Genomic DNA, 22,706 nt, shown 5'->3' with positions numbered 1-22,706 from the left:
AGTTACCCCTTACCCTTTACGAAACATTTTTAACATACGGTGAGTAACTGTAAATCCACCGAAAATGTTGATACTTGCGATCAATATAGCAACAAAGGATAAGAAACTTACCCAACCACCACTACCAATCTGTAAAACTGCACCAACAACAATAATTCCTGAAATCGCATTAGTGACAGACATTAATGGTGTATGCAGAGCATGAGTGACGTTCCAAACTACGTAATAACCCACAACACACGCAAGTGCAAAAACAGTAAAGTGAGATAGAAAATCTTTTGGCGCCGAATTTGCAAACCAACCAAATAAAATAATAGCCAGTGCCATCAAGCTATATTTAGCCGCTGGAGACATTTTTTTCTCGGGAGCTTTGACGCGTTCTATTGCTTTAGGTTTGACTTGTGGCTGTGCAGAAACTTGAATTGGTGGTGCTGGCCAAGTAATTTCACCTTGTTTAATCACAGTAACACCACGAATGACTAAATCATCAAAATCAATGACAATTTCACCATCTTTCTCTTTGCATAGCAGCTTCATCAAATTAACAAGGTTAGTACCATATAATTGAGAAGACTGAGTTGGTAAACGGCTTGGTAAATCAGTGTAGCCGATAATTTTCACGCCATTATCAGTGACAACGAGTTTATCTGCTTGTGTCAGTTCGCAGTTACCTCCAGTTTGAGCCGCCAAATCAACAATGACGCTCCCCGGTTTCATCGACTCAACCATTTCTTTAGTAATAAGCTTAGGTGCTGGTCTGCCAGGAATTAACGCAGTAGTTACAATAATATCAACATCTTTGGCCTGCGCAGCAAACAATGCCATTTCAGCTTTAATAAACGCTTCTGACATGACTTTGGCATAACCGTCACCACTGCCCGCTTCTTCCTTGAAATCAAGTTCAAGAAATTCAGCGCCCATACTTTGTACTTGTTCTTTTACTTCCGGACGAGTATCAAATGCGCGAACTATTGCGCCTAAGCTACCCGCAGCACCGACAGCTGCTAAACCTGCTACACCTGCACCAATCACCATGACTTTTGCTGGTGGCACTTTACCGGCGGCTGTAATTTGTCCAGTAAAAAAGCGGCCAAATTCATGTGCGGCTTCAACTATTGCCCGATAACCTGCAATATTTGCCATTGAGCTTAATGCATCAAGTGACTGCGCACGTGAGATACGAGGTACCGCATCCATTGCCATAACAGTAATATTGCGTGTTTTTAACGCTTCCATTAGTTCAGCATTTTGAGCTGGCCAAATAAAGCTTACCAACGTCGAACCTTCCTTAAATAAAGGAATTTCATCATCTAGTGGCGCATTCACTTTAAAAACGATATCCGCTGCAAATGCAGCATCACGATCAACTATTTCTGCACCAACAGCCTCATATGCTGCATCATCAAAACTGGCCAAATGTCCCGCGTTTTTCTCTACACAAACAGAAAAACCCAACTTTAAAAGTTGAGTCACTGTTGAAGGTGTAGCAGCAACACGCGCTTCATTGGCAAGTCGTTCTCTTGGTATACCAATACGCATAATGTTCCCTTTTATAGCCTAAAGTAATGTTGTATGTAGGGTGTTTGCAAAAAAAATGACCATTTTCTTGGAAAAGTCCTATTTTCTGCATAAAACAGTTTTAAAATGTGCTAATAACCTACTGAAAATAACGTTATTGATCCATAATTGATCACGATTATTAAACAGTAAATGGAATTCGCAGTGAAAATCTTAGTTTTAGGTCAATAAAACACTGGATACTTTGAAATAACTGGTAAATTTGACTAGTCAATCATTATTTATTTCTCATAAAAAGAAAATCATGAGACAACAAGAACAGTTACGTGTAATAATCATGGACATGTGGTACAAATAAGATTCAGCACGTTTATAATAAATTGCGCAAGGCGGAAGGATTTTGTATGAAGCTGAAAACTACGGTCATCGCAGCCGCGGTGTTATCATTATCTAGTATTACTGCTAGTCAGGCAGCTGTTGAGTTAACGCCAAAACAGGCCGAAGAATTAAAACCTTATGAGCGTATAACGGTCACTGGACGCTTTAATGCTATTTATGAAGCATCTGACGCGGTCTCCCGTAGGGCTGATAAAATGGGGGCGTATGCCTTTTACATTCAAAGCCTTGATGATATAGGTGATAGTGGCAACATGCGTGTTGTTGCTGATGTTTTTGCAAAAGACGCACCTAAATTTGAAGAATCAAATCGCCGTATATTCGGTGGTGTTGAAGAAATGTCAAAAACCGATGCTGCCCAGTATGAACCTTTTGATACTGTCAGTGTAAGCGGTTTTTACCCTTCTCAACCTGACCTCTATGAAGCAATCGCTAAGAAAGCTAAAGAGAAAGATGCTGCATCATTCTACGTCGTTCGTAATATTGCGATGAATGATGGTGGTAACACATTAGCAACTGCTTATATATACAAAAAAGATGCACCTAAGCGCCAAGTTCAATTAGATGAAGCAGTTATTCCTGCGGACTCTGATGCAGGCCGTGCGTTACTTGCTGAAGGTGGCGAAGCTGCTAAGAAAGTACGTATTCCAGGTGTTGCATCTTCTGAAGAACCGACAGTTGCTGTTGGCCGTTTCTTTGAGACATCAAGTAGCCAACCGGGCCGCACAAGTGTAACCCTACCAAACGGCTATGTTATCGAAGAAATCAACAAAACTGCGGCGGCACAAATGGTGCCATACGATTCAATTACTTTCTCAGGTTATTACACCAATACACCAGAAGTACGTTATCAAATTGCAAAGCGTGCTGAAGCTAAAGGTGCTAAATATTTCCATATAACAAGAGAATGGCAGTCTAATGGTGGCAGCGTTACCATTAGCGCGGATTTATTCAAATAATAAATCAATAACCTATGAAAAACCAGTTTATAAAAACTGGTTTTTTTTTACCTTCTAATTCCATATATAATAACCCCCGCTATTTTCCTACACTACCCACTCTTTAGCGCTTGTATTTATTAATCTCATGCTATCAATTCAATGACTTAGTTAACAAACTTAATCTAAATTAATATTACAACGTTAATATGCATAAAATAGCTAATTAACTGCATATTTTTCCATTGCATCTCAACCATTTCATTCGTAGAATCCACTCTTAATTTTTGATAGTCAATTTAACTGCCATTTTAAGGCAGAATAGATTAATTACTCATAACAATGATTATTTTAACGTCATTTTAACTTTTGATTGCAGAACAACCAGGATATACATTGAAAAATACATTAAGCCTCACTGCCCTAACCGCTTTAGTGCTTAGCTCTATGGTAGGCGCAGGTGTATTTAGTCTTCCACAAAATATGGCTGAAGTGGCCAGTCCAATGGCACTGATTATTGGATGGTGCATTACCGGTGTTGGTATCCTTTTTTTAGCCTTTTCACTGTTATTATTATCAAGAATCCGACCGGATTTAGATGGTGGGATATTTACTTATGCAAAAGTTGGATTTGGTGAATTTGTTGGCTTTTGTTCCGCTTGGGGTTATTGGCTATGCGCTGTCGTCGCCAATGTTTCCTATTTAGTGATTGTTTTTGCTGCAATAAGCTTTTTTACTGATACTCCTGATAATATTATTTTTGGTGATGGTAATACATGGCAGGCCTTAATTGGTGAATCTATTCTACTCTGGTTTGTTCATTATTTAGTCTTACAAGGTGTGCAAACTGCTGCTGGTATTAATAAATTAGCAACAATGGCGAAGCTGGTTCCACTTGGATTATTCATTGTTCTTGCTTTCATCGCGTTCAAATTAGATATTTTTAATGCCGATTTTAGTGGTATTGAGCTTGGTGTCCCTGTTTGGCAACAAGTTAAAGACACTATGCTAATTACCTTATGGGTATTTATTGGTATTGAAGGCGCAGTAGTCGTTTCAGCTAGAGCTAGAAATCGTCGTGATGTTGGTTTAGCTACGGTATTTGCAGTCTGTTCTGCATTAATAATCTATATTTTAGTCACGTTACTATCGTTAGGCTTAATGTCTCAGGCTGAACTTGCTGATATTAAAAACCCGTCAATGGCAACATTAATGGTGAATTTAATTGGTACAAGTGGCAATATTATCATCGCCGCAGGACTCATCATCTCTGTCTGTGGCGCCTATTTAAGTTGGACTATAATGGCCGCAGAGGTTCCATACATCGCCGCACAGTATAAGTCATTTCCAAAAATATTTAATAAACTTAACGCTAATGATGCACCATCATCGTCACTATGGTTAACCAATAGCGCGGTACAGCTTTCTTTAGTATTAATCTGGCTTAGTGGTAGCAATTACAACACGTTGCTTACTATTGCTTCTGAGATGATATTAGTACCTTATTTTTTAGTAGGTGCATTTTTAATGAAGGTTGCCTTTGAGCGTCACAATAAGCCATTATTAGCGGTAGGCTTAGTCGCCAGTGTTTATGGTTTATGGTTATTATATGCTTCCGGCTTAATCAATTTGCTGCTATCTGTTGTGCTATACGCCCCTGGTATTTTAGTTTTCTTGTATGCACGCTCCCAGCAAACAGCAAAATCACCATTAAAATTAGTTGAGAAAGTTGCCGCTTTTGCCATAGCAATTACCTCAATACCAGCACTTTATTATTTAATGGCTTAATAAGCCTATGTGGATATGCACTAAATTTGATTAAATTTAGTGCTCTTTTACTTATTCCTCCGCCCTATTCCATCTGCTTTATTTAACAACCTACCTCTTTTTTCATTTTTAGCTTTTTGATATAAAAAGCAACTCAGATGTTTATTTATCTCTATGAACACCAACAGTATGTTGTAACTAAAAAACCTTAATTTATAGTAATGTTATAAAAAAGGCCCCTACCTTTATAAAAGATAGGAGCCTGATATTTAAAATAACACTACTTACACAACAAATTATAATCGTTGTGCGATGCTTTCCATCGTCTGGATAATTCGCTTGTCTGAGATGGGATATGGAGTGCCTAATTGTTGTGCGAATAAGCTTACTCTCAACTCTTCTATCATCCAACGAACCTCCAATACTTCAGGTAACATTTTCTGTACTGGAGTCAATTTTGACAGCCATTGTTGATGCATATTTTGCACATGCTCAACTCGGCTCATTTGAGCTCGATCTCTATTTGGGTCAATAGCCAATTTTTCCAATCGACGTTCAATGCCATTTAAATAGCGCAGAACATCAGGTAAGCGTTTCCAGCCATGAGCCGTTACAAATCCTTTGAAAGCTAACCCTGACATTTGTGCTTTTAGGTCAGATAAAGCCAATGCCATAGATAAATCGACACGCCCTTTTAATCGTTTGTTGATTGCAAATACAGTCGTCAAAATTTGCTCAACTTGCTTTGCGATATTAACCACAACATCATTTAGTTCTGCACGGGCAAGCTCTTTTAAGTGCTCAAATTGTTCTTCATTCCAAACGGCCCCACCATGATTTGCAATCAACTGGTCGATACCACAAGCAATGCAATCATCAATTAACTCTAGAACTTTGCCATAAGGATTAAAGTAAAGACCAAGTTTAGATTTATTTGGTAGTTTTTCATGTAAATATTTAATTGGTGATGGAATATTAAGTAATAATAATCTGCGTACACCTGCCCACATAGCTTGCTGCTGTTCAAATTCCGTTTCAAATACACGAATACCAACACTACTTTTTTCATCAACTAGTGCAGGATAAGCTTTAACTGAATATCCACCTCGTTTTTGTTCATAACGTTGAGGTAATTCACCAAAACTCCAAATATGTAAACCACTTTGCTCAATACCATCATCGACAACTTCAGAAAGAGTTTCTTGCACTTTTTCTTTCAAACTACTTTTTAGCGCATCAAGATCATACCCTTCTGCGATTGTTTTATTTTTATCGCCAATAACACGATAAGTCATTTTCAAATGTACAGGCAGTTGGTCTAATTGCCATGATGCCCGATCGACAGTTACACCAGTCATTCGACGTAATTCACGCTCTAGTTTATCCAGCACGCTTCCTTCAGGTGCAGGCACTCGCTCCAAAAATGCAGATGCATAGTTCGGCGCTGGAACAAAATTTCGCCTAATTGGTTTTGGTAGTGACTTAATCAGTGCAATAATCAGCTCCTCTCGTAATCCCGGAACCTGCCAATCAAAACCAATATTTTGTACCTGATTTAATACCGCCAATGGAATATGAACAGTGACGCCATCCGCATCAGTTCCCGGCTCAAATTGATAACTCAGACGAAATTTTAAATCACCTTGATACCAGTAATTTGGGTAATCGAGTGCTGATACATTCGCCGCATCCTCTTTAATGAGCATATTTTTTTCAAAACTAAGCAGGTCAGGCTTTTCTTTTGATGCTGATTTCCACCAATGATCAAAATGTCGTGATGAAATAACATCATTCGGTATACGTTGATCATAAAAAGCAAATAGTGTTTCATCATCAACTAAGATATCTCGACGTCTTGATTTATGTTCTAAATCTTCAATTTCTGATAATAGCTTTAGGTTTTCCTTAAAAAAGGCATGACGAGTAGCCCAATCACCTTCCACTAACGCATGTCGAATAAATAATTCGCGACATAACAAAGGGTCAATATTACCAAAATTAACCTGACGAGCCGCAACAATAGCCAAACCGTATAAAGTAACCTTTTCAGAGGCCATTACTGCACCCTCAGATTTAGACCAATGCGGCTCACTGTAATTATGCTTAGTTAAATGTTCTGCTAACGGTTCAATCCATTCAGGATCGATCGATGCAGCGATACGGCCCCAAAGTTTTGATGTTTCAACCAATTCAGCCACCATTGCCCACTTAGGTGGTTTTTTAAATAAACCGGAGCCTGGAAAGATAGTAAAACGTGCATTTCTTGCACCTGTAAACTCAGGTTTATCCGCATCTTTTTGCCCAATATGGGACAATAAACCCGCCAGCAAAGAAACATGCACACTCCGAAAATCAGCTTCTATGCTGTTAATCGCAAAGCCTTGTTCTTTCACGACTTGTCTAAGTTGAGTATATAAATCTTGCCATTCTCGAATACGAAGGTAATTGATAAAGTCTTGGCGGCACATTTTTCTAAATTGAGCATTTGAAAGTTCTTTTTGTTGATCTTTCAAATAATCCCACAAGTTTAAAAACGCAAGAAAATCAGACTGTTTATCATGAAAACGACGATGTTTTTCATCGGATGCCTGTTGCTTATCAAGCGGCCTTTCTCGCGGATCTTGAATAGATAGCGCCGCAACAATCACCATAGTTTCACGCACTGCACCATGTTTTCTTGCTTCAATCACCATTCTAGCAAGTCGAGGATCCACTGGAAGCTGCGCTAACTGACGACCTATTTCTGTAAGTTGATAACCACGACTGACATCTTGGTGAGATTTAACAGCCCCTAATTCTTCTAATAGTTTTACACCATCTTGAATATTACGTTTATCTGGTGCCTCAACAAATGGAAATCCAGCAATGTCACCTAACCCAATGGAGGTCATTTGCAAGATAACAGAAGCTAAATTAGTTCTTAAAATTTCGGGATCTGTAAATTCAGTTCGTGATAAAAAATCTTCTTCGGAATATAAACGAATACAAATACCATCAGATACGCGGCCACAACGCCCTTTCCGTTGATTTGCAGATGCTTGTGATATTGCTTCTACAGGTAATCGTTGTACTTTAGTTCGATAACTATAACGACTTATTCTTGCATAACCGGTATCAATCACATATTTGATACCGGGTACTGTTAAAGATGTTTCAGCAACGTTTGTGGCCAAAATAATTCGACGGCCACCATGAGGATTGAAAATCCGATTTTGCTCGCTATTTGAAAGTCTCGCAAACAAAGGTAAAACCTCTGTATGACGAAGCTGTAATTTAGCAAGTGCATCAGCAGTATCACGAATTTCACGCTCACCACTCATAAAAATCAAAATGTCACCCGGTCCTTCAAGCGTAAGTTCATTGACGGCATCAACAATTCCATCAATTTGATCACGCTCGCTATCGTTATCATCCCCCATGATAGGACGATAACGAACCTCTACCGGATAAGTACGACCAGAGACCTCAACAATAGGCGCACTATTAAAGTGACGAGAGAAACGTTCAGGATCAATAGTTGCAGAGGTAATAATAATTTTTAAATCAGGTCTTTTAGGTAATAATTGACGCAAATATCCTAATATAAAATCAATATTCAAACTTCTTTCATGAGCTTCATCGATAATAATAGTATCGTATTGCAGGAGTAATTTATCATTTTGTAGCTCTGCCAACAAAATACCATCAGTCATCAATTTGACTTGAGTATTCTCACCAACATGATCACTAAAGCGAACCTTATAACCTACATTTGTTCCGATTTCACACTCTAGCTCTTGGGCTAAACGTGCAGCAACCGATCGAGCTGCCAAACGTCGTGGTTGTGTGTGACCAATAAACCCTTGAATTCCACATCCTAATTCAAGACAAATTTTAGGAATTTGCGTCGTTTTACCTGAACCTGTCTCGCCCGCAATAATAACAACTTGGTGCTGTTTAATTGCTTCAAGGATGGCTTGCTTTTTCTGACTTACAGGTAGATTTTCAGGATAAACAATTTTTGGCGGATTTAACCGTTTCATACTAATTTTTTGTTTTGCCGTTTCAATCTCCGTTTTTATTACTTCAAGAACGGCCTGACGTGATTTTTCATCGTGTATTTTTGTCACACCGCGGAGTCGTTTATTCAAAAACCACTGGTCACGCAATGAAGTTTGTCCAATATCAGCTTCTAATGCTGTCAGAATGGATTTCACTTTTAAATCCTTATTTTTTATATGTTTATATACTTTATGATGATGATTAATTACCCATAATGCGGCATCATTCATTTTTTGGTTATGATTTTAGTTATCGCATATACACACCATCAATTTTCTTAAAATTTATAATCTAATTTTCATTTATCAATCAATTGCGTCTCGCGCCAATCGTTAACCACGCAATATCAATCAGTTTTGAGAAAATAAATGAGCAAAATATTATCATTGAAGTCAGGTACCCTGTCAGATACTTCACATTATAAACTAATAAAATGACAGATTATTTTATTCAACAATGGCAGGGAAAAAATCCAACTGATAAATGAATTGTTCGGAGTGCAATCAACAATCTGCTCCCAACACTCGATAGCAAAATACTAGCAGCTTTTACCTCTAGTGGCACGCTCACGAAGCAACAACAAGCACAATTGGATCTGTCAAATCAATTAATTGAAGAAATTAAGCAAAATAACATCATTGTCATTGTGGCACCGATATACAATTTTACTATTTCTTTTCACTTAAAACACTATTTTGATTTTATCGCCGGGTCCGGCCATACATTTAAATATACTGAACAAGGTGCTATTGGCTTAAAAAGCAAACATGTTTATATTTTTACTAGCCGGATGGGATCTATAAAGATATATTTGTCAACCAAGCATACATTCAGGCTCAAAAATATATTAATTGCCTAGTACCTTAAAATAGAAGAATCGAATCAATATAGCCTAAAGTACCTTTGTTATTTTTTCTTCAACCATTGCCCATTAATACCTCGTACATATTCCCCCTGACTTGCGCGGTCGACTAGTTTCTGGCCCGCGATTTTAGCGACATCTTTAGTTTTAAGGTTATTTTTTGATGCTATTTCACTGTACTTGATTTCACGTTCACGGTTAATTTTATTGACTAATTGATCTGCATCTCTATTACTTTCGTTAACTACTGCTAAGTAACCTGACAATGTTTCACCAATAACACCTTGCTCTTTCGCTATATCGACCGTCAGTGAAAATGCAGAAAATGAGATAACTGAAATACATAGTGTAATGGCTTTAATAAAATTGATCATTTTACGTCAACCTCGCCAAATAACTCACTGTTTTCTTTAAGTAATTCTTCAACCTGTCTATCTGCTTTAATTTGAATTTCATGTTCAATTTTGACATTCATATTAATGTTGATCGGCTTTTCTGGTGTCGCGACCTCAACTCTAATACAAGATGACAAAAACATTGCCATTATAAATACTACGCTTATTTTGAGTATTTTCACTTTACCTATTCATCCTTTATAAGTTTTTTTCTAGCCATTCTTCTAAACTGCTGCCAAAACGTAAACTACGCCACAATTGAAATATGTTTTCTTCTTGCTGATAATTTAAATGCACTTCACGTTTTTTCTTTTCTTGAGAATTAAATCCCTCTAAGATTGTTTTCATTGTTAATAATCCTAGATTAGTCACATTTACATCAGTTCGGCTACGTTGTATCTCCAAATATTGTAACCAGCTAATTGCCGATCCCGCAGAGATATTATCTTTTTTAATTGACTCAACAAATTGAGTATCAAGACGTAAAGTCAATGACCCATTATTTTCCATCCAACCACCTTTAACAATCCATTCAGGATTATTAAGATAAAATGGTAATTCTCCATTAACTTTTCCTGATACTGCAAATTGTGAAACCTTTAGTATGGTAAATAACTGGCTTAGTTCAATTTGGTGTAATTTAATAATGGCAGCATCATGTTGTGGCCAACGAAGTAAATCGAGATTTACCTCACCACCTAACATTTTAAAACCAACATTGCTTAATTCTAGCGGTTTAATCTCTGATGGAGGATAAGTTCCCATCAAATCTGCGGTTATATCGCTTAACTCAAATAAATTAGTAAGTTGTTTAATTCGTAATTTAACTGACGATTTTTCACCTAATGTCCAAGTACTATTTTTTAGTCTCCACGGCAAAACAAAATCTAAACCATTTAGTTCACCATCTTTTAACCACATACTTGTATTTTCGACTCGCCAATGCCCACCAGCAATAAAACCATCATTTGGTGTCATAGAAAAAGCAGCTTGCGAAAATAACTTACCTCGACGCAATTCAATACCTAAATCTTCAGGTATAAGCGTTTGAAATGCAGTCACTGATTGCTCTGGCCAACGAGCCTCTCCTCTTAAGCGCTCACCATCCCAACGACCAAAGATAATAATAGGTCCGACTTCTTTCGTACTCAAATCACCTTTTAATTGAAAGTTTGCTGGAGACTTACCTTTAATATCAGCACTAACTGTTATTTTTGGTAAATAGCTATACTCACCAAATTGCATTTTATTGCTAGTAAGTTGTAATGAACCATTAAAATTAGCTTTATTCTCATCACGTTGCCATTGCAAAGGCTTTGTGAGTATCAATCTCGGTGAGCTCATCGCTAAAAGCCCGTATTTAATTTGGTCAAATCCTGTAGTCAAACTGTTAAGCGTTAATAAAGTACCCTGCCAACTACCTCTCCCTTTAATATCCCATTGTGCATCTAGAGAAGGCAATTTTGCATTTCCCCAATAATTCCAAAACCATTTACCATTATCAGGTGTGAATTTATTTGCATTGCCATCGAGATGAATAGCAAAGGCTCCCCAGTATTGTTCTTTAATTTTCAATATGGCTTGAAGCCGTCCAGAAATACCTTCTGCTCCCAAAGATGTTCCTGCTAAAGGTAAACGAGCCTCTTGTAATACAAGAGTTGGAGACACTCTTCCGTAAGCTCTTAATAATGAACTCGGCAAAAAAGTCACTGCCGGTGAGATTAATTGCCCGGTAAGTCGAGCTGGCAAATTAATATCTAAAACCATATCATCATATTTAACTTGCCCATTTAAACTGAAGGTGATATCGGTATTTAATAAATTAAATTGGCTAGGTGGGAGCGTTAAAACAAGATTAGCTTTACCTTTTTTGGCCTGCGTTAGCATATTTAATCGCCCCGAAATAACCATGTTGCTCAATGAATTATTCCAGTTGTCAATTTGTAATGTTATCCCACCCTGAATGGGTATTCCTGCATCCTGCCATTGCCATATCCCTTGGGTAATATTTAAACTCTCCGCTGACAGGGACCATGGTAGATGAAGTAATTCCTTAGCATTATCTACATCAACTAAGGTCAATATACCTTCGTTATGTTGCCATTGTAGTTTGGCCTGAAAAAATTTCTCAATCCCTGTTAACCTAAATTGCGTTTCAAGCACACCATTTTCGGGCATTTGATCTGTCATTAAAGGAAGTTGCAGATCGCCAGCCAACTCTATTTTTTGTTTTTGATCAGGTAACAATATCGCAAAATCATTAATGATTAATTGATGATTTTCAGTAATTGATGATGTAAGCGTTAAGTTTTCTCCACGGTATTGAACTTTCAATGGCAATTTTTCATTTTTATATAGCCAAAGGCTTCCTTGATAATTCGACCATGGTTGAATATTTACATTATCAATAACGAGTGAAAACAAGGGGATACTGTCTATTAATTCAATAATATTAATGGGAGTAACAGCTTCATTATTATCAATATTTGATTCATTAGGACAATTTAGAGAGACATTTAAATTGTTTATTTTTGCATGCAAAGGAAACAGTGATAATCGAACATTGTTAAGTTCAACCCAATGACAATTGCCCGAATTAAGTGTTACTTGCTCAATGAAAAGTTGCTTATTATTAAGTCTAGGCTCAGTCAATGACAAACTTACTGATGGTGGTAAAAAATATGCCGCTACAATAGGAGTCCAACGTGCAATATTTATCCATAGTAAAACCAAGAGCGTAATGCTACCTATAAATGCCCATAGCAGAATTTTAAGTGCCCTTTTCATTTACTGCTTCCTTGTTTTGTCTGTACACAACTATTGTTAGCCGATATCTCTTATTCTATTTTCACATTAAATCGCAATTTATGAAACCTGAGTAATAATCAAAAGTAAACAGAGGCTTGTTTTGTTAATTTGTTGATGCTTTACACCACTAATTGTCTTATCCTGATCTCATTCTTTGTAGGTGCTCTTTTTCACCTATTATTTATTTTTTTGGTTCCTGAAAATTTGTGGAGTCTCTTTGATGAAAATCGTTTCTTATAGTACCAAACAGTATGATCGTAAGCATATGGAGCAAGTCAATCAACAATCAGAGTTTAATTTTAGTATTGAATACTTTGATTTTCCATTAACCGTACAAACTGCAAAAAATGCTGTTGGTGCTGATGCCATTTGTATTTTTGTTAATGATGAAGCTAATCGTGCTGTTTTAGAAGAGCTGGCAGCACTTAATATTCGTATATTAGCTTTACGTTGTGCGGGATTTAATAATGTTGATTTAACTGCCGCTGAAGAATTGGGCATCCAAGTTGTTCGCGTTCCTGCATATTCTCCTGAGTCTGTCGCAGAACATGCAGTCGGAATGATGCTTTGCCTCAATCGTCGTATTCACAGGGCATATCAACGTACCCGCGATGCCAATTTCTCCCTAGAAGGTTTAACTGGCTTTAATATGCATAACCGTACCGCTGGTATTATTGGTACAGGTAAAATAGGACAAGCAACCTTAAGGATCTTAAAAGGTTTCGGCATGCGTTTACTCGCACATGACCCATACCCTAATCAAACAGTATTAGATCTTGGGGCTGAATACGTTGATTTGAATACTTTATATGCACAATCAGATATTATTTCTCTTCATTGCCCTTTAACACCTGAAAATCATCATTTATTAGATGAAATTGCATTTCACAAAATGAAAAAAGGTGTGATGATCATTAATACAAGTCGTGGCGCACTTATTGATTCAGTCGCAGCAATTAATGCACTTAAATCACAAATAATAGGTTCACTCGGGATGGATGTTTATGAAAATGAACGTGACCTATTTTTTGAAGATAAATCAAATGATGTTATACAAGATGATATATTCCGCCGTCTTTCGTCCTGCCACAATGTTTTATTCACAGGACACCAAGCATTCCTAACTGAAGAAGCATTAACAAGTATTAGTCTTACGACTCTAAATAATATTCGCCAGATTAGTCTTGGTGAAACTTGCCCAAATGTTGTTAAAGCTGAGTAATAATGAAACGTTTAATTCCGCTAACATTATTTGGCTTACTATTGACGGCTTGTCAGACACCAAAAGTAAATGCAGGCAACGATAACCAAACATTAGTACAAAAATTAGTTCATCATAATTTTGTGCTAACTAAGGTAAATGGCAAAACGATACGTTATAAACAAACTCTTCCATCAATATCATTTGGAGAGAATATGTTCACATCTGCGACAATGTGCAATGAATTTAATGGAATAGCCAGTATCACCGACTCAAAACTGCTAGTCACTAGTATAAGTAAAACAGAGCTCGAATGTGTAGATGAAGATTTATCAAAATTAGATATTCTCATTAATAAAATGTTAACCAAAGGCGCTACTGTAACATATTCACATAATCAGTTAGTTCTTACTCAAGGCCCATACAGCCTAGTCTACATATTACGTGATTACATCAATTAGTATCAATTTAGAATTAAACTCGCAGCCAAAAATTAGCTGCGAGTTTAATATTCTATTTTGCTTGTTCAAAAAGCAAATTAACACCTGTAGCTTTAGCTACCTGCACCATATAATTATTGACATTAGTACTAAATGATAATTCATCTACAATGCTTAAACTCCGTAATATTGGAAATATAATAAAATCATTAAGATCAAAATTATCGTTACGATTTTCTAACCATATATCAAGCAATTGCATTTGTGGTTCTAATTCAATCAACAAGGTGTGAGTTTCTTTATATAATACCGTTAAATCACCATAAGACTTAGTGACTCGGGTAAGGTATGCTTTTTTTGCTTCAGTTGTACTTACCTCAGGAAAATCAGTTTCAACAAAACGAGGTGTGACCAACTTAGATACTGTCTTTGATACGGCTTTGAACCAAGCATCAATCTCCGCAGAGACTTCTCCCCCTGCATATCTGGGTTCATTTAACTTATCGATATAATGGACAATATCCATACTTTCAGGTAAATAATTACCATCTTCTTTTTGTAAAATAGGTAACATTTTACGACCAATCATTCGAGTTGGCGTATCTATATCACTATCTAATAGAACAATTTCCTCAACTGCTATTTTTTTTAAACCGAAAATCATTCTCGCGCGTACACAAAATGGGCAATGGTCATAAATATATAGTTTCATCATAGGCCTCACCAGTTAATCAATAAATACCTCTTCAAAATTATAGTATACATCAAGTTCTTTATGTTAAATTTGCAATCAACACATAAAATTAATAATGGCCGAATGAATGTCAAAATTCGATTAGAATTGAAGAGTATGTTATATTTTAAAATATAAACATATTAAACCTGATAGCGCCATATTAATTTATATCAATTTAATATAAATGAAATTTGAAATATCGCGGGTCTACTATCACCAATAATGGCTTATTAATTAATGTGTTAGCATCACCAGGATTTAATCAACAAAAAACATTATTTTATTTAACACTTATATTTAAGATTACAAAATATTAAATACTCTTATTTAGAGTTAGAGTTACGTTCCAATTTGGAACAAATAATAGCGTCAGGTTATTTGTAGATAAAGATCTATATCAAATCATTTAGTTACGTAATTTTAACTATAATTGATTTTATTTTCATTAAGTAAATGATACCACATTAATTGCAGTGTTATTTCCAGTTAGAACATTAAAATTTCCACATAAAATATATAAATATTTATCATAATTATGGGTAATAAAACTTTTAAATTAGATTGTTTTTTAATATACTATAGCTAGCACAGTTTATTAAAAATCACAGACAATAATAATCCTTCTAAAAATTGAGGATGTCATATGGACATTCATAGTATTATCGGTATTAAAATAAAAAATCGGAGAAAAGAATTAGGTTTATCTGGTGCAGATTTAGCTAATAAATTAAAGTTGAGCCAACAACAAATATCCCGTTATGAAAATGGTATCAATAAAATCCCTATTAATCATCTAATAGATATTGCTGATGTTTTAAAGTGTCCAATTGAATGGTTCTTTCAAGACTATAAAAATGAACTTCTTTATAATAAAAATAAAGATTTTAACGAAGTAGATCAAGGGTTTGAGTATGTAGCTGAAAGCGTGATTATTACGTCTAAAAATTACTCTTAAACACATTACACAATCACTTCAATTTATCAAAAACAAAAAACATAGCATTAAAAATGCTACGTTATCTTTGATTTTATAAAATGCTGTGATTGTGAACCTCTCTAAAATCATCAAGCATAAATTAAATAAAAATAGAAACAATGAAACATTTATTGTTTCTATTTAAATTAGGTTTAAACACCCTTATATCAAATTAACTCATTATAAATTCAGAAATCATTTTCAGTAAGAATACGCATTAAAAAATAATTACGTATAATAGATTAGCTAATCATACGTAATATCAAAAACCATTTTAGACTTAACTTCCCCTGATGAAATTGTTGACCCGTATTGATAGTATCGAGCAATATATTTTAAATCTATATTTTGTGTTTGCTTATCAACTAACCTTCCTATTCTATATTCAGAATTAAACGATAATGGTTTTTTATTTCCGCGCTCTAAAACTTGTATACCTACGCCATTAGCAGCACTTGACGTTGCTTGATTTACCAACACACCCTGTGTGCTGCTAATACCAACTGGATTTTCACCATTAAACGTCATCTTTACATTTGCAAAACCGGATACACTCACCCCACCACTACACCTTAATGTAATATCAAAGTTTCGCTCTCCAGCTGTCGTTCCTCTACCTTTCAATTCTGAACGCTTAATAGGATCAAGAAATACATTTTTATCTGTACCACCTTCAACTTGACAAGATGGTGAAACAATTGTGATAGCTTCGGCATTTAATTTAGTGACCAACCATGGATTATTATTAGGTATATAACCGTAAGAAGTATAGTTTCCACTCGCTATCGTACCGGAACCCGTTATAGGCGCAGTTTTTATCAATGTCAGTATGAAAACAGAGCCCGCCAAATAATAATTTGTAGATGAAGGTGTATAAAAAACATCCGGATAGGTCATTCGAACAGCACCTTCTCGATGAAATTTCATTCCGATACCCGCAACGTTAGTTTGATAGACTTTATTACCAAGCGGAGCTAAATTCGGCATTATTACTTGCGCAGTAATCGCTGTTCTTGCATCACAATATCCATAAGTAACATTTGAGTTTTCACTCATAGTCCATCGCTGTTCTGCAATAGTATCTCCTACCTGAAGATTAGGATTAACCACAACCCTGCCCATGCGCATATCAAGCTCATAAGTTTTTGCATTGGAACGATTACAAGCAGCAGAAGCGTAGCTAGCAGTAAAGAGTAAACCAATGCCAACATACCAGCGCCATTGAGTTGTTATTGACATAGAATTTCCTTACTGTTTCCTGCAACTAAAGAGAATGAGCACTGGCCATTATCCCATTTAATGATGGCCTCTTTTGCATTTTCATTATTAATAAACACAGTGCCACCTTGCCCAACAATACCGATAGACTCGCCTTGTTTATCAGTCACATTTGCACCAAATGGCAACGCTTTATTTCCAAATCTAATCACATTAAATGGCGTATTTTTTTCAATCTTAGTCTCAAATTTAACTTTTACGACACTTCCTTCATAAGGAACCACTTGACTAGATGTATTTTCAAATACAATGTCTTCAGGACTATTTTTTGGGTCAAGCTCAATATTATTAATACGGTATGGTCGAACATAAGGTGCGATAGCATAACCATTACGATCAATTTGTGCCCCAGGTGCACCTACTATCGATGCCCCCTCAGCACCTTTTGCTTCAATTAATGCTAAGGTCGTTGAACTGTTAGGTGTCAGAGTTACACCTCCTGAATGCACAATAACGGACCCATTTGCACCAAGACCAAATTGGCGATACCCCTGTCCTTGACTATAATTTGCATTGGTACTAACTGATGAAGTTCGGTAGCCGGTATTAATCCCTACATTTTTTTCACCGCCATTAGCAACTGATGTATTTACGCCATATGTCCAGTTATTATCTCGATCAAACGCACCACTCGCTCCAATTTGACTTGATCCAAATTTTTCATTATTAAAAGTCGTATTCGATGTAATCGTTGTACTTTGACTTTCTCCAAAATAGAGTGGGTAACTTAAATTCAACGCTATACGGTCATCTTTCTTATTATTAGTATTTTCCGCATAAACTCTCATGAGTGAAATACCATAAGAGAGACGATTGAAATTATTGTTATAACTAAGTTGGTATTGCTTTTCGGTACCGGATTTATCCCAATAAGTCGAAACACGCCCCGTAAAATATACGCCACCAAAACCGTCAGGTAATGTTTGGTTCAAGGTATAGCTGAAACCATTTTTTTCGCGTCCTAACGTGTTCTCTATTCCCCGCTTATCATTGTCGATCGCATACAGTGCATTACTAACGCTATAATAATCTTCTGTAGAATAACGGTATGCCGCAAGCACTACGTTGGTATCAGTTTGAGTAAAAAGACGACTGAAGGTAAAACGATAACTTTGTCCAGTTTCAGTTCTATACTTAAATGCTGTACGTGACTGAGTTAAGTCAATAGCAACAGCACCAATACCTGTATTAATACCTGTACCCACTAAATAAGCTTGGTAATCATCAAATCCGGTAACGCCCCCATAAAGGGTAAAGGTATTATTTAAGCCATGCTGAATAGTACCTTGCAAAATGAGAGGTCGATTTCTTAAACCATCCGCATCCGCTTTACCACTCGACACTTGATATCGGGTATAGCCAGGACGCAATAACTGAGCTAACGATGAATAAGGAACGCTAAAAATAGTTTCACTTCCATCAGCTTCTTTAACTGTCACGTTTAAATCATTACCATAACCGGATGGATATACGTCAGTTAAATTAAATGGCCCTGGAGGCACTGATGTTTGATATATAATGGAGCCATTTTGTTTAACAGTCACCAAAGCATTACTTTGTGCAATTCCTCTGATTTCTGGTGCATAAGTTGTCATTCCATCAGGGTACATATTATCGTCAGTGGCTAGCTTCGCACCACGCAAACTAATGCTATCAAAAAGGTCACCATCAGTATAAAACTGTCCCACAGTCGCTTTAGACTTTAATGATGCCATTGGTTTTTGTAGATAAGTCTGGTTACTATTCCAATTTGTTCCATCATGACGTTGCCAACTAAGATTCCCCATATGCTTAAGTAACCAACCGTCGAAACTTAATCCTGCATTTAATCCAATATAAGCACTTGCATCATTAGTACCTTGAGAACCACTGGTATGATTATCATAATAGTTAGCCATGTAGCCAAGGTTTAGTGCTGGAATACCTGTTTCCCAAAATTGGTTAGAAACATAGCCACGAGAAATTCTTTGTTCATAAATTTGTGGAACTGAAATATCTAAACGTAATGTTGATGAATGAAAAACACTACTAACATCTTTCTCGTTATTCCATTGGCTTAAGGGTAAACAATCTTTGCTATCTTGGGCTATTTTAGGGTTTAATTTTTCTGCACTAATCCCAAAATCAGAGAGCATTGCAGGTGTATAACATATTCCTAGCTCGCCTGTTTCTGTCTGTTCAAAATTAAGATCATAACGCCCCTTCCAATTATTATTGGTGTAAACATCTACAGAATATTTACCAGGACTAATACCTGAGGTATTAAAACGTTTTAAATCAATATCTTCTTTGCTACCAATAATAAAGCCACTATTAAATTCGTAGGTTGTATCTTCTTCACCCCAAGCAGGAAAAGTAGAGGCTATACATACAGTGACAAAACAGGTCACCGAGAGTGTATTGCTATATTTATTTATTAACTCTCGTTGTTTCATTATATATTCCTATCTTACGGTGGTTTTCACCGCAATATCTGATCCATAATCATTAATATTATTAATAATGATGTTACTGCCAGGTTTTAGTGTTTGTTTTAACATCACTATGGATTGACTTTTAGGTTCTACTAAAATAGTTTTTTCATTCAGACTTGTTTTGCCGTCAGTAGAAATTTTTGTAATAGTAATAAAGTACGGCGAAGGATTGTCTATAATAATATTATTACCGTTTGCTTTAATTATTAATTGCTCAGGTGCCAATTCGCGACTACTTAAACCAATCGGACGATAGAAAAATTTAAAACGAGAACGTATTGCTAATTGCAATACATTTTGATTTTCCTGAGCTTTATTCTTTTCCATGGGCGGAATATCTAAAATATTTAACCACCACAGACTTTCTCTATCTTGAGGAATACTCGCTTTATCCATTAGCTTAATTCGCAGTGTTTGCCCGCCCTTAGCCTCTACACGCGAAATAGGTGGTGTAATTTGAAAAGGTGTTTTTATTGTATCCGGTGTTTCGGACGCATCCCCAGTATCAAGCCAAGCCTGGGCAACAGCAGGACGATCAGCTGTATTACTTAGTTGCACAGTAATTTCTTTTTCATTTCCAGGATAAATAAACCTAGTACCATTAACAATAATATTACTAGCAAATACGTTTATACTGAAAAATAAGCAAAATATAAATACTAACGCTTTCATTTTTACCTCAGGATAAAAGCGGCAGATTCTCCACCGCTTCTTAATATCATGCTTATTAATTAATATTAAAATTCAAATATTAATTAAAGATATTCTTTTTGTTATTGGTAAGTAATTTCATAAGTTGCATAACTTTGAACTTCACCTGTAGTAACAGTTTTAGGTGTAGAAGTTGCGTAACCTACGTAATATTGAAAACGAGCACCGTTTGTAACTTTAGTTGTATCGCCTGTCGCTTTTTCTTGCCCAGCTTCACCAGGAATAATTTTCTTACCTAAATTAGTTTCGTCATTCACAGAAAGTACTAATTGAATATTTTTAGCACCTGTCGTTTCTGTGTTAGCTAAATAACCTAATGATTTACCTGCGCCACTTTGCAGTAAATTACCACCAGTCCAAGTAACACCTAATTTATCACCGGTCACTGCAGTCGTTGCCGCAGAACAGTCCGTAACATCAATCACAAATGATTTAGGTTTTAAATAGGTATCTGGTGCCGCTGCATTGACCTCTGTTAGTGAAACTGGCGCTAAGTAAACGCTTGCATCACTGCCTTGGCCATCTACAGAAACAGAGCAAGAAACATCAGTTACTTTACCATGAAAATTAACTTGACCACCGCCAACATTAGTACTCGCCGCATTAGCTGTAGATAGACCGATGAATGCAGTTGCAACTGTAGTTAATAATACTTTATTCATTTTTATGTCCTATTATGAGGGTTTTCTTTTTTGTATTTAAAGACTTATTAAGCATTAGTTTTATTTAGTAGAAAATGAAAAAACAGGAAACTTGCCGCATAAAAATACAGCGGAAATATCCATATTTTATTTTTAAACTAATTGCTTTAATGCTGTTGTTTAAATGCAGCTGCATTAAGGCAAATAAATATATTTCTTAAATAGTCTTATTTCGAATTTATAATCATAGCTCTGTATGATTTCGAAAAGAGGATACATAAAAACTTAAATTTAATTAAATCGTTTTTATCATCACTTATGAATTATTTGATAGGCGCAAGCTATTAGACTTTGATTATTAATTGAAAATAGCGATAGATTTATTTGGCTCAATTACTCTCATTCGAGAATTAAAATAGAACTTTACAATTGTTTTAGCAGGTTAATTAAATTAATATGCAGAATAAATGAATTATGTAGATTTAAATAAAATGAAAACAATCAATAAATGGACCTAAAATGATGAAAAAAAATACATAGAGATAATTTTAGTATTAAATTCATAACTATATTTATCATTATACGAATACTTGAAAAACCAAAAACATTAATTTAACTAATGATTTGTCGATTTAAAAAAAATAACACAGAACGATAAAATAAAAAATTATATCTCGAATTATCGTTCTTGATATAAATTTAACTCAAAATGAGAGTAAAGTTACTTTTTAATACTAAGAGCATACTTTTTTCATTAAAAAAGAACGATAGTCTCATTTTGGCGAGATAATATTCTATTTTATTTAAAATAAAAAAATATACGTAGATTTAATCTAGAATAGCGTAAAGAAAAAAACATTAAATCCACAACTTAATTCTCTTGCCATATTAAAATACATTTAAATATACATCTCAACTAGATAGTCTTTTTCTGTACCTATGTTAGCAAAAGTTATCTTTTTTTAATTAAAATACAGAATATGTCTACATTTTGTTAAAAATACAATTCATTAAGCCTCAAAAACATGAATACATAACTTATTGAAAGTTATGAGCTTTATAAACTATAGGCCAATGTAAATAAAAAGTTCTATTCACCGAATATTATCATTAAGAATATTCCTAATTTACTCACATGAGGTGTAATCATGTGACTTACCCTCTAAAACAATCTAAAAAAGACCCTCTTTGTTAGATAAATTAATTTCAGAATTGGAATTTTACAACCAATCTAAAAATTCAATCACGACATTAACCATCAAATTTGTTCTAATTATCTAACATAAAATAGCTATCCCATTTTGAAAATCATAATTAGACAAATTTGAGACATTGAAAGATAAAAATATTTTATATCAATAATTTATCGTATATCAATTAAGTGTTCTGCAACATATTTTTATTAGTAGTAATAGTTTATAGATGGAAAATGGATTCGCTGCCGATTAAACTAAATCAATAGAGATAGTAATTTCGTAATCAGGTTAATAGAGGAGTGTTTTAAAATACCTTGAGCCAATACAT

Annotated in this window: 16 protein-coding genes; 6 read left to right on the top strand and 10 right to left on the bottom strand. The window is 35.4% G+C overall.

Annotation, left to right across the window (positions count from 1 at the left end):
- Positions 1 to 9: 9 nt before the first annotated feature.
- On the bottom strand, positions 10 to 1,539 hold the full coding sequence (gene pntA, locus ACTH6U_RS02090) for a Re/Si-specific NAD(P)(+) transhydrogenase subunit alpha (protein WP_441831474.1): 1,530 nt from the start codon (positions 1,537 to 1,539) through the stop codon (positions 10 to 12).
- A 383-nt stretch (positions 1,540 to 1,922) separates the two neighbouring features.
- On the opposite strand from pntA, the gene ydgH reads away from it, so the two are divergent.
- Complete coding sequence (gene ydgH / locus ACTH6U_RS02085) at positions 1,923 to 2,873, top strand: DUF1471 family protein YdgH (RefSeq protein ID WP_294103538.1); 951 nt, start codon at positions 1,923 to 1,925, stop codon at positions 2,871 to 2,873.
- Between the two features lie 426 nt (positions 2,874 to 3,299).
- Entirely contained in the window at positions 3,300 to 4,640 is a 1,341-nt protein-coding gene (locus tag ACTH6U_RS02080; RefSeq protein WP_434719624.1) for a basic amino acid/polyamine antiporter, read from the top strand.
- Positions 4,641 to 4,915: 275 nt separating this feature from the next.
- Here ACTH6U_RS02080 and hrpA read toward each other — a convergent pair whose 3' ends face one another.
- The gene (gene hrpA, locus ACTH6U_RS02075; RefSeq protein ID WP_441831473.1) at positions 4,916 to 8,815 is read right to left on the bottom strand and encodes an ATP-dependent RNA helicase HrpA; all 3,900 of its coding nucleotides are present in this window, start codon (positions 8,813 to 8,815) and stop codon (positions 4,916 to 4,918) included.
- Between the two features lie 332 nt (positions 8,816 to 9,147).
- Between hrpA and ACTH6U_RS02070 the strand changes: the two genes are divergently transcribed.
- Positions 9,148 to 9,519: an NAD(P)H-dependent oxidoreductase gene (locus ACTH6U_RS02070; protein WP_441831568.1), complete on the top strand. Its 372-nt coding sequence runs from the start codon at positions 9,148 to 9,150 to the stop codon at positions 9,517 to 9,519.
- Between the two features lie 47 nt (positions 9,520 to 9,566).
- Here the strand turns inward: ACTH6U_RS02070 and ACTH6U_RS02065 are convergent, their stop codons facing one another.
- The 3 genes from ACTH6U_RS02065 to ACTH6U_RS02055 are packed head-to-tail and all read right to left on the bottom strand — an operon-like array spanning position 9,567 to position 12,704.
- Positions 9,567 to 9,896 carry a YdbL family protein gene (locus tag ACTH6U_RS02065; protein WP_294103530.1) on the bottom strand — a complete coding sequence of 110 codons (330 nt, stop codon included), beginning with the start codon at positions 9,894 to 9,896 and terminating at the stop codon, positions 9,567 to 9,569.
- Positions 9,893 to 10,066, bottom strand: a complete 174-nt coding sequence (locus tag ACTH6U_RS02060; protein WP_336429017.1) for a YnbE family lipoprotein — start codon at positions 10,064 to 10,066, stop codon at positions 9,893 to 9,895. Before ACTH6U_RS02060 ends, ACTH6U_RS02065 begins: the two co-directional genes overlap by 4 nt.
- A 49-nt stretch (positions 10,067 to 10,115) precedes the next feature.
- Positions 10,116 to 12,704: a YdbH family protein gene (locus tag ACTH6U_RS02055; RefSeq protein ID WP_441831472.1), complete on the bottom strand. Its 2,589-nt coding sequence runs from the start codon at positions 12,702 to 12,704 to the stop codon at positions 10,116 to 10,118.
- A gap of 241 nt (positions 12,705 to 12,945) precedes the next feature.
- Here ACTH6U_RS02055 and ACTH6U_RS02050 point away from each other — a divergent pair, with 241 nt between their 5' ends.
- On the top strand, positions 12,946 to 13,947 hold the full coding sequence (locus ACTH6U_RS02050) for a 2-hydroxyacid dehydrogenase (protein ID WP_441831471.1): 1,002 nt from the start codon (positions 12,946 to 12,948) through the stop codon (positions 13,945 to 13,947).
- 2 nt (positions 13,948 to 13,949) lie between these two features.
- Entirely contained in the window at positions 13,950 to 14,387 is a 438-nt protein-coding gene (locus tag ACTH6U_RS02045) for an META domain-containing protein (protein ID WP_294103524.1), read from the top strand.
- Between the two features lie 52 nt (positions 14,388 to 14,439).
- On the opposite strand, the gene grxB is transcribed toward ACTH6U_RS02045, so the two are convergent.
- Positions 14,440 to 15,078: a glutaredoxin 2 gene (grxB, locus tag ACTH6U_RS02040; protein WP_441831567.1), complete on the bottom strand. Its 639-nt coding sequence runs from the start codon at positions 15,076 to 15,078 to the stop codon at positions 14,440 to 14,442.
- A gap of 667 nt (positions 15,079 to 15,745) precedes the next feature.
- Between grxB and ACTH6U_RS02035 the strand changes: the two genes are divergently transcribed.
- Positions 15,746 to 16,057, top strand: a complete 312-nt coding sequence (locus tag ACTH6U_RS02035) for a helix-turn-helix domain-containing protein (RefSeq protein ID WP_294103522.1) — start codon at positions 15,746 to 15,748, stop codon at positions 16,055 to 16,057.
- 267 nt (positions 16,058 to 16,324) lie between these two features.
- On the opposite strand, the gene ACTH6U_RS02030 is transcribed toward ACTH6U_RS02035, so the two are convergent.
- The 4 genes from ACTH6U_RS02030 to ACTH6U_RS02015 form a co-directional block, all read right to left on the bottom strand.
- Positions 16,325 to 17,317, bottom strand: a complete 993-nt coding sequence (locus ACTH6U_RS02030; RefSeq protein WP_441831470.1) for a fimbrial protein — start codon at positions 17,315 to 17,317, stop codon at positions 16,325 to 16,327.
- Positions 17,308 to 19,791, bottom strand: coding sequence for a fimbria/pilus outer membrane usher protein (locus tag ACTH6U_RS02025; protein ID WP_294103518.1), 2,484 nt, complete (start codon positions 19,789 to 19,791; stop codon positions 17,308 to 17,310). Before ACTH6U_RS02025 ends, ACTH6U_RS02030 begins: the two co-directional genes overlap by 10 nt.
- A 9-nt stretch (positions 19,792 to 19,800) precedes the next feature.
- On the bottom strand, positions 19,801 to 20,502 hold the full coding sequence (locus ACTH6U_RS02020) for a fimbrial biogenesis chaperone (protein ID WP_294103516.1): 702 nt from the start codon (positions 20,500 to 20,502) through the stop codon (positions 19,801 to 19,803).
- Between the two features lie 101 nt (positions 20,503 to 20,603).
- Complete coding sequence (locus ACTH6U_RS02015; RefSeq protein WP_441831469.1) at positions 20,604 to 21,203, bottom strand: fimbrial protein; 600 nt, start codon at positions 21,201 to 21,203, stop codon at positions 20,604 to 20,606.
- Between the last annotated feature and the right edge of the window lie 1,503 nt (positions 21,204 to 22,706).

It is taken from the genome of Providencia sp., from assembly GCF_052096715.1.
Lineage (GTDB): Bacteria > Pseudomonadota > Gammaproteobacteria > Enterobacterales > Enterobacteriaceae > Providencia.
The sequence above is the reverse complement of the archived record's forward strand: the minus strand, read 5'-3'. Positions and strand labels throughout refer to the sequence as shown.

Excerpts from the sequence above, each read along its gene's own strand:
- pntA (WP_441831474.1), bottom strand. The coding sequence starts at position 1,539 with ATGCGTATTGGTATACCAAGAGAACGACTTGCCAATGAAGCGCGTGTT.
- ydgH (WP_294103538.1), top strand. The coding sequence starts at position 1,923 with ATGAAGCTGAAAACTACGGTCATCGCAGCCGCGGTGTTATCATTATCT.
- ACTH6U_RS02080 (WP_434719624.1), top strand. The coding sequence starts at position 3,300 with ATGGTAGGCGCAGGTGTATTTAGTCTTCCACAAAATATGGCTGAAGTG.
- ACTH6U_RS02065 (WP_294103530.1), bottom strand. The coding sequence starts at position 9,896 with ATGATCAATTTTATTAAAGCCATTACACTATGTATTTCAGTTATCTCA.
- ACTH6U_RS02060 (WP_336429017.1), bottom strand. The coding sequence starts at position 10,066 with ATGGCAATGTTTTTGTCATCTTGTATTAGAGTTGAGGTCGCGACACCA.
- ACTH6U_RS02055 (WP_441831472.1), bottom strand. The coding sequence starts at position 12,704 with ATGAAAAGGGCACTTAAAATTCTGCTATGGGCATTTATAGGTAGCATT.
- ACTH6U_RS02050 (WP_441831471.1), top strand. The coding sequence starts at position 12,946 with ATGAAAATCGTTTCTTATAGTACCAAACAGTATGATCGTAAGCATATG.
- ACTH6U_RS02045 (WP_294103524.1), top strand. The coding sequence starts at position 13,950 with ATGAAACGTTTAATTCCGCTAACATTATTTGGCTTACTATTGACGGCT.
- grxB (WP_441831567.1), bottom strand. The coding sequence starts at position 15,078 with ATGAAACTATATATTTATGACCATTGCCCATTTTGTGTACGCGCGAGA.
- ACTH6U_RS02035 (WP_294103522.1), top strand. The coding sequence starts at position 15,746 with ATGGACATTCATAGTATTATCGGTATTAAAATAAAAAATCGGAGAAAA.
- ACTH6U_RS02030 (WP_441831470.1), bottom strand. The coding sequence starts at position 17,317 with ATGTCAATAACAACTCAATGGCGCTGGTATGTTGGCATTGGTTTACTC.
- ACTH6U_RS02025 (WP_294103518.1), bottom strand. The coding sequence starts at position 19,791 with ATGAAACAACGAGAGTTAATAAATAAATATAGCAATACACTCTCGGTG.
- ACTH6U_RS02020 (WP_294103516.1), bottom strand. The coding sequence starts at position 20,502 with ATGAAAGCGTTAGTATTTATATTTTGCTTATTTTTCAGTATAAACGTA.
- ACTH6U_RS02015 (WP_441831469.1), bottom strand. The coding sequence starts at position 21,203 with ATGAATAAAGTATTATTAACTACAGTTGCAACTGCATTCATCGGTCTA.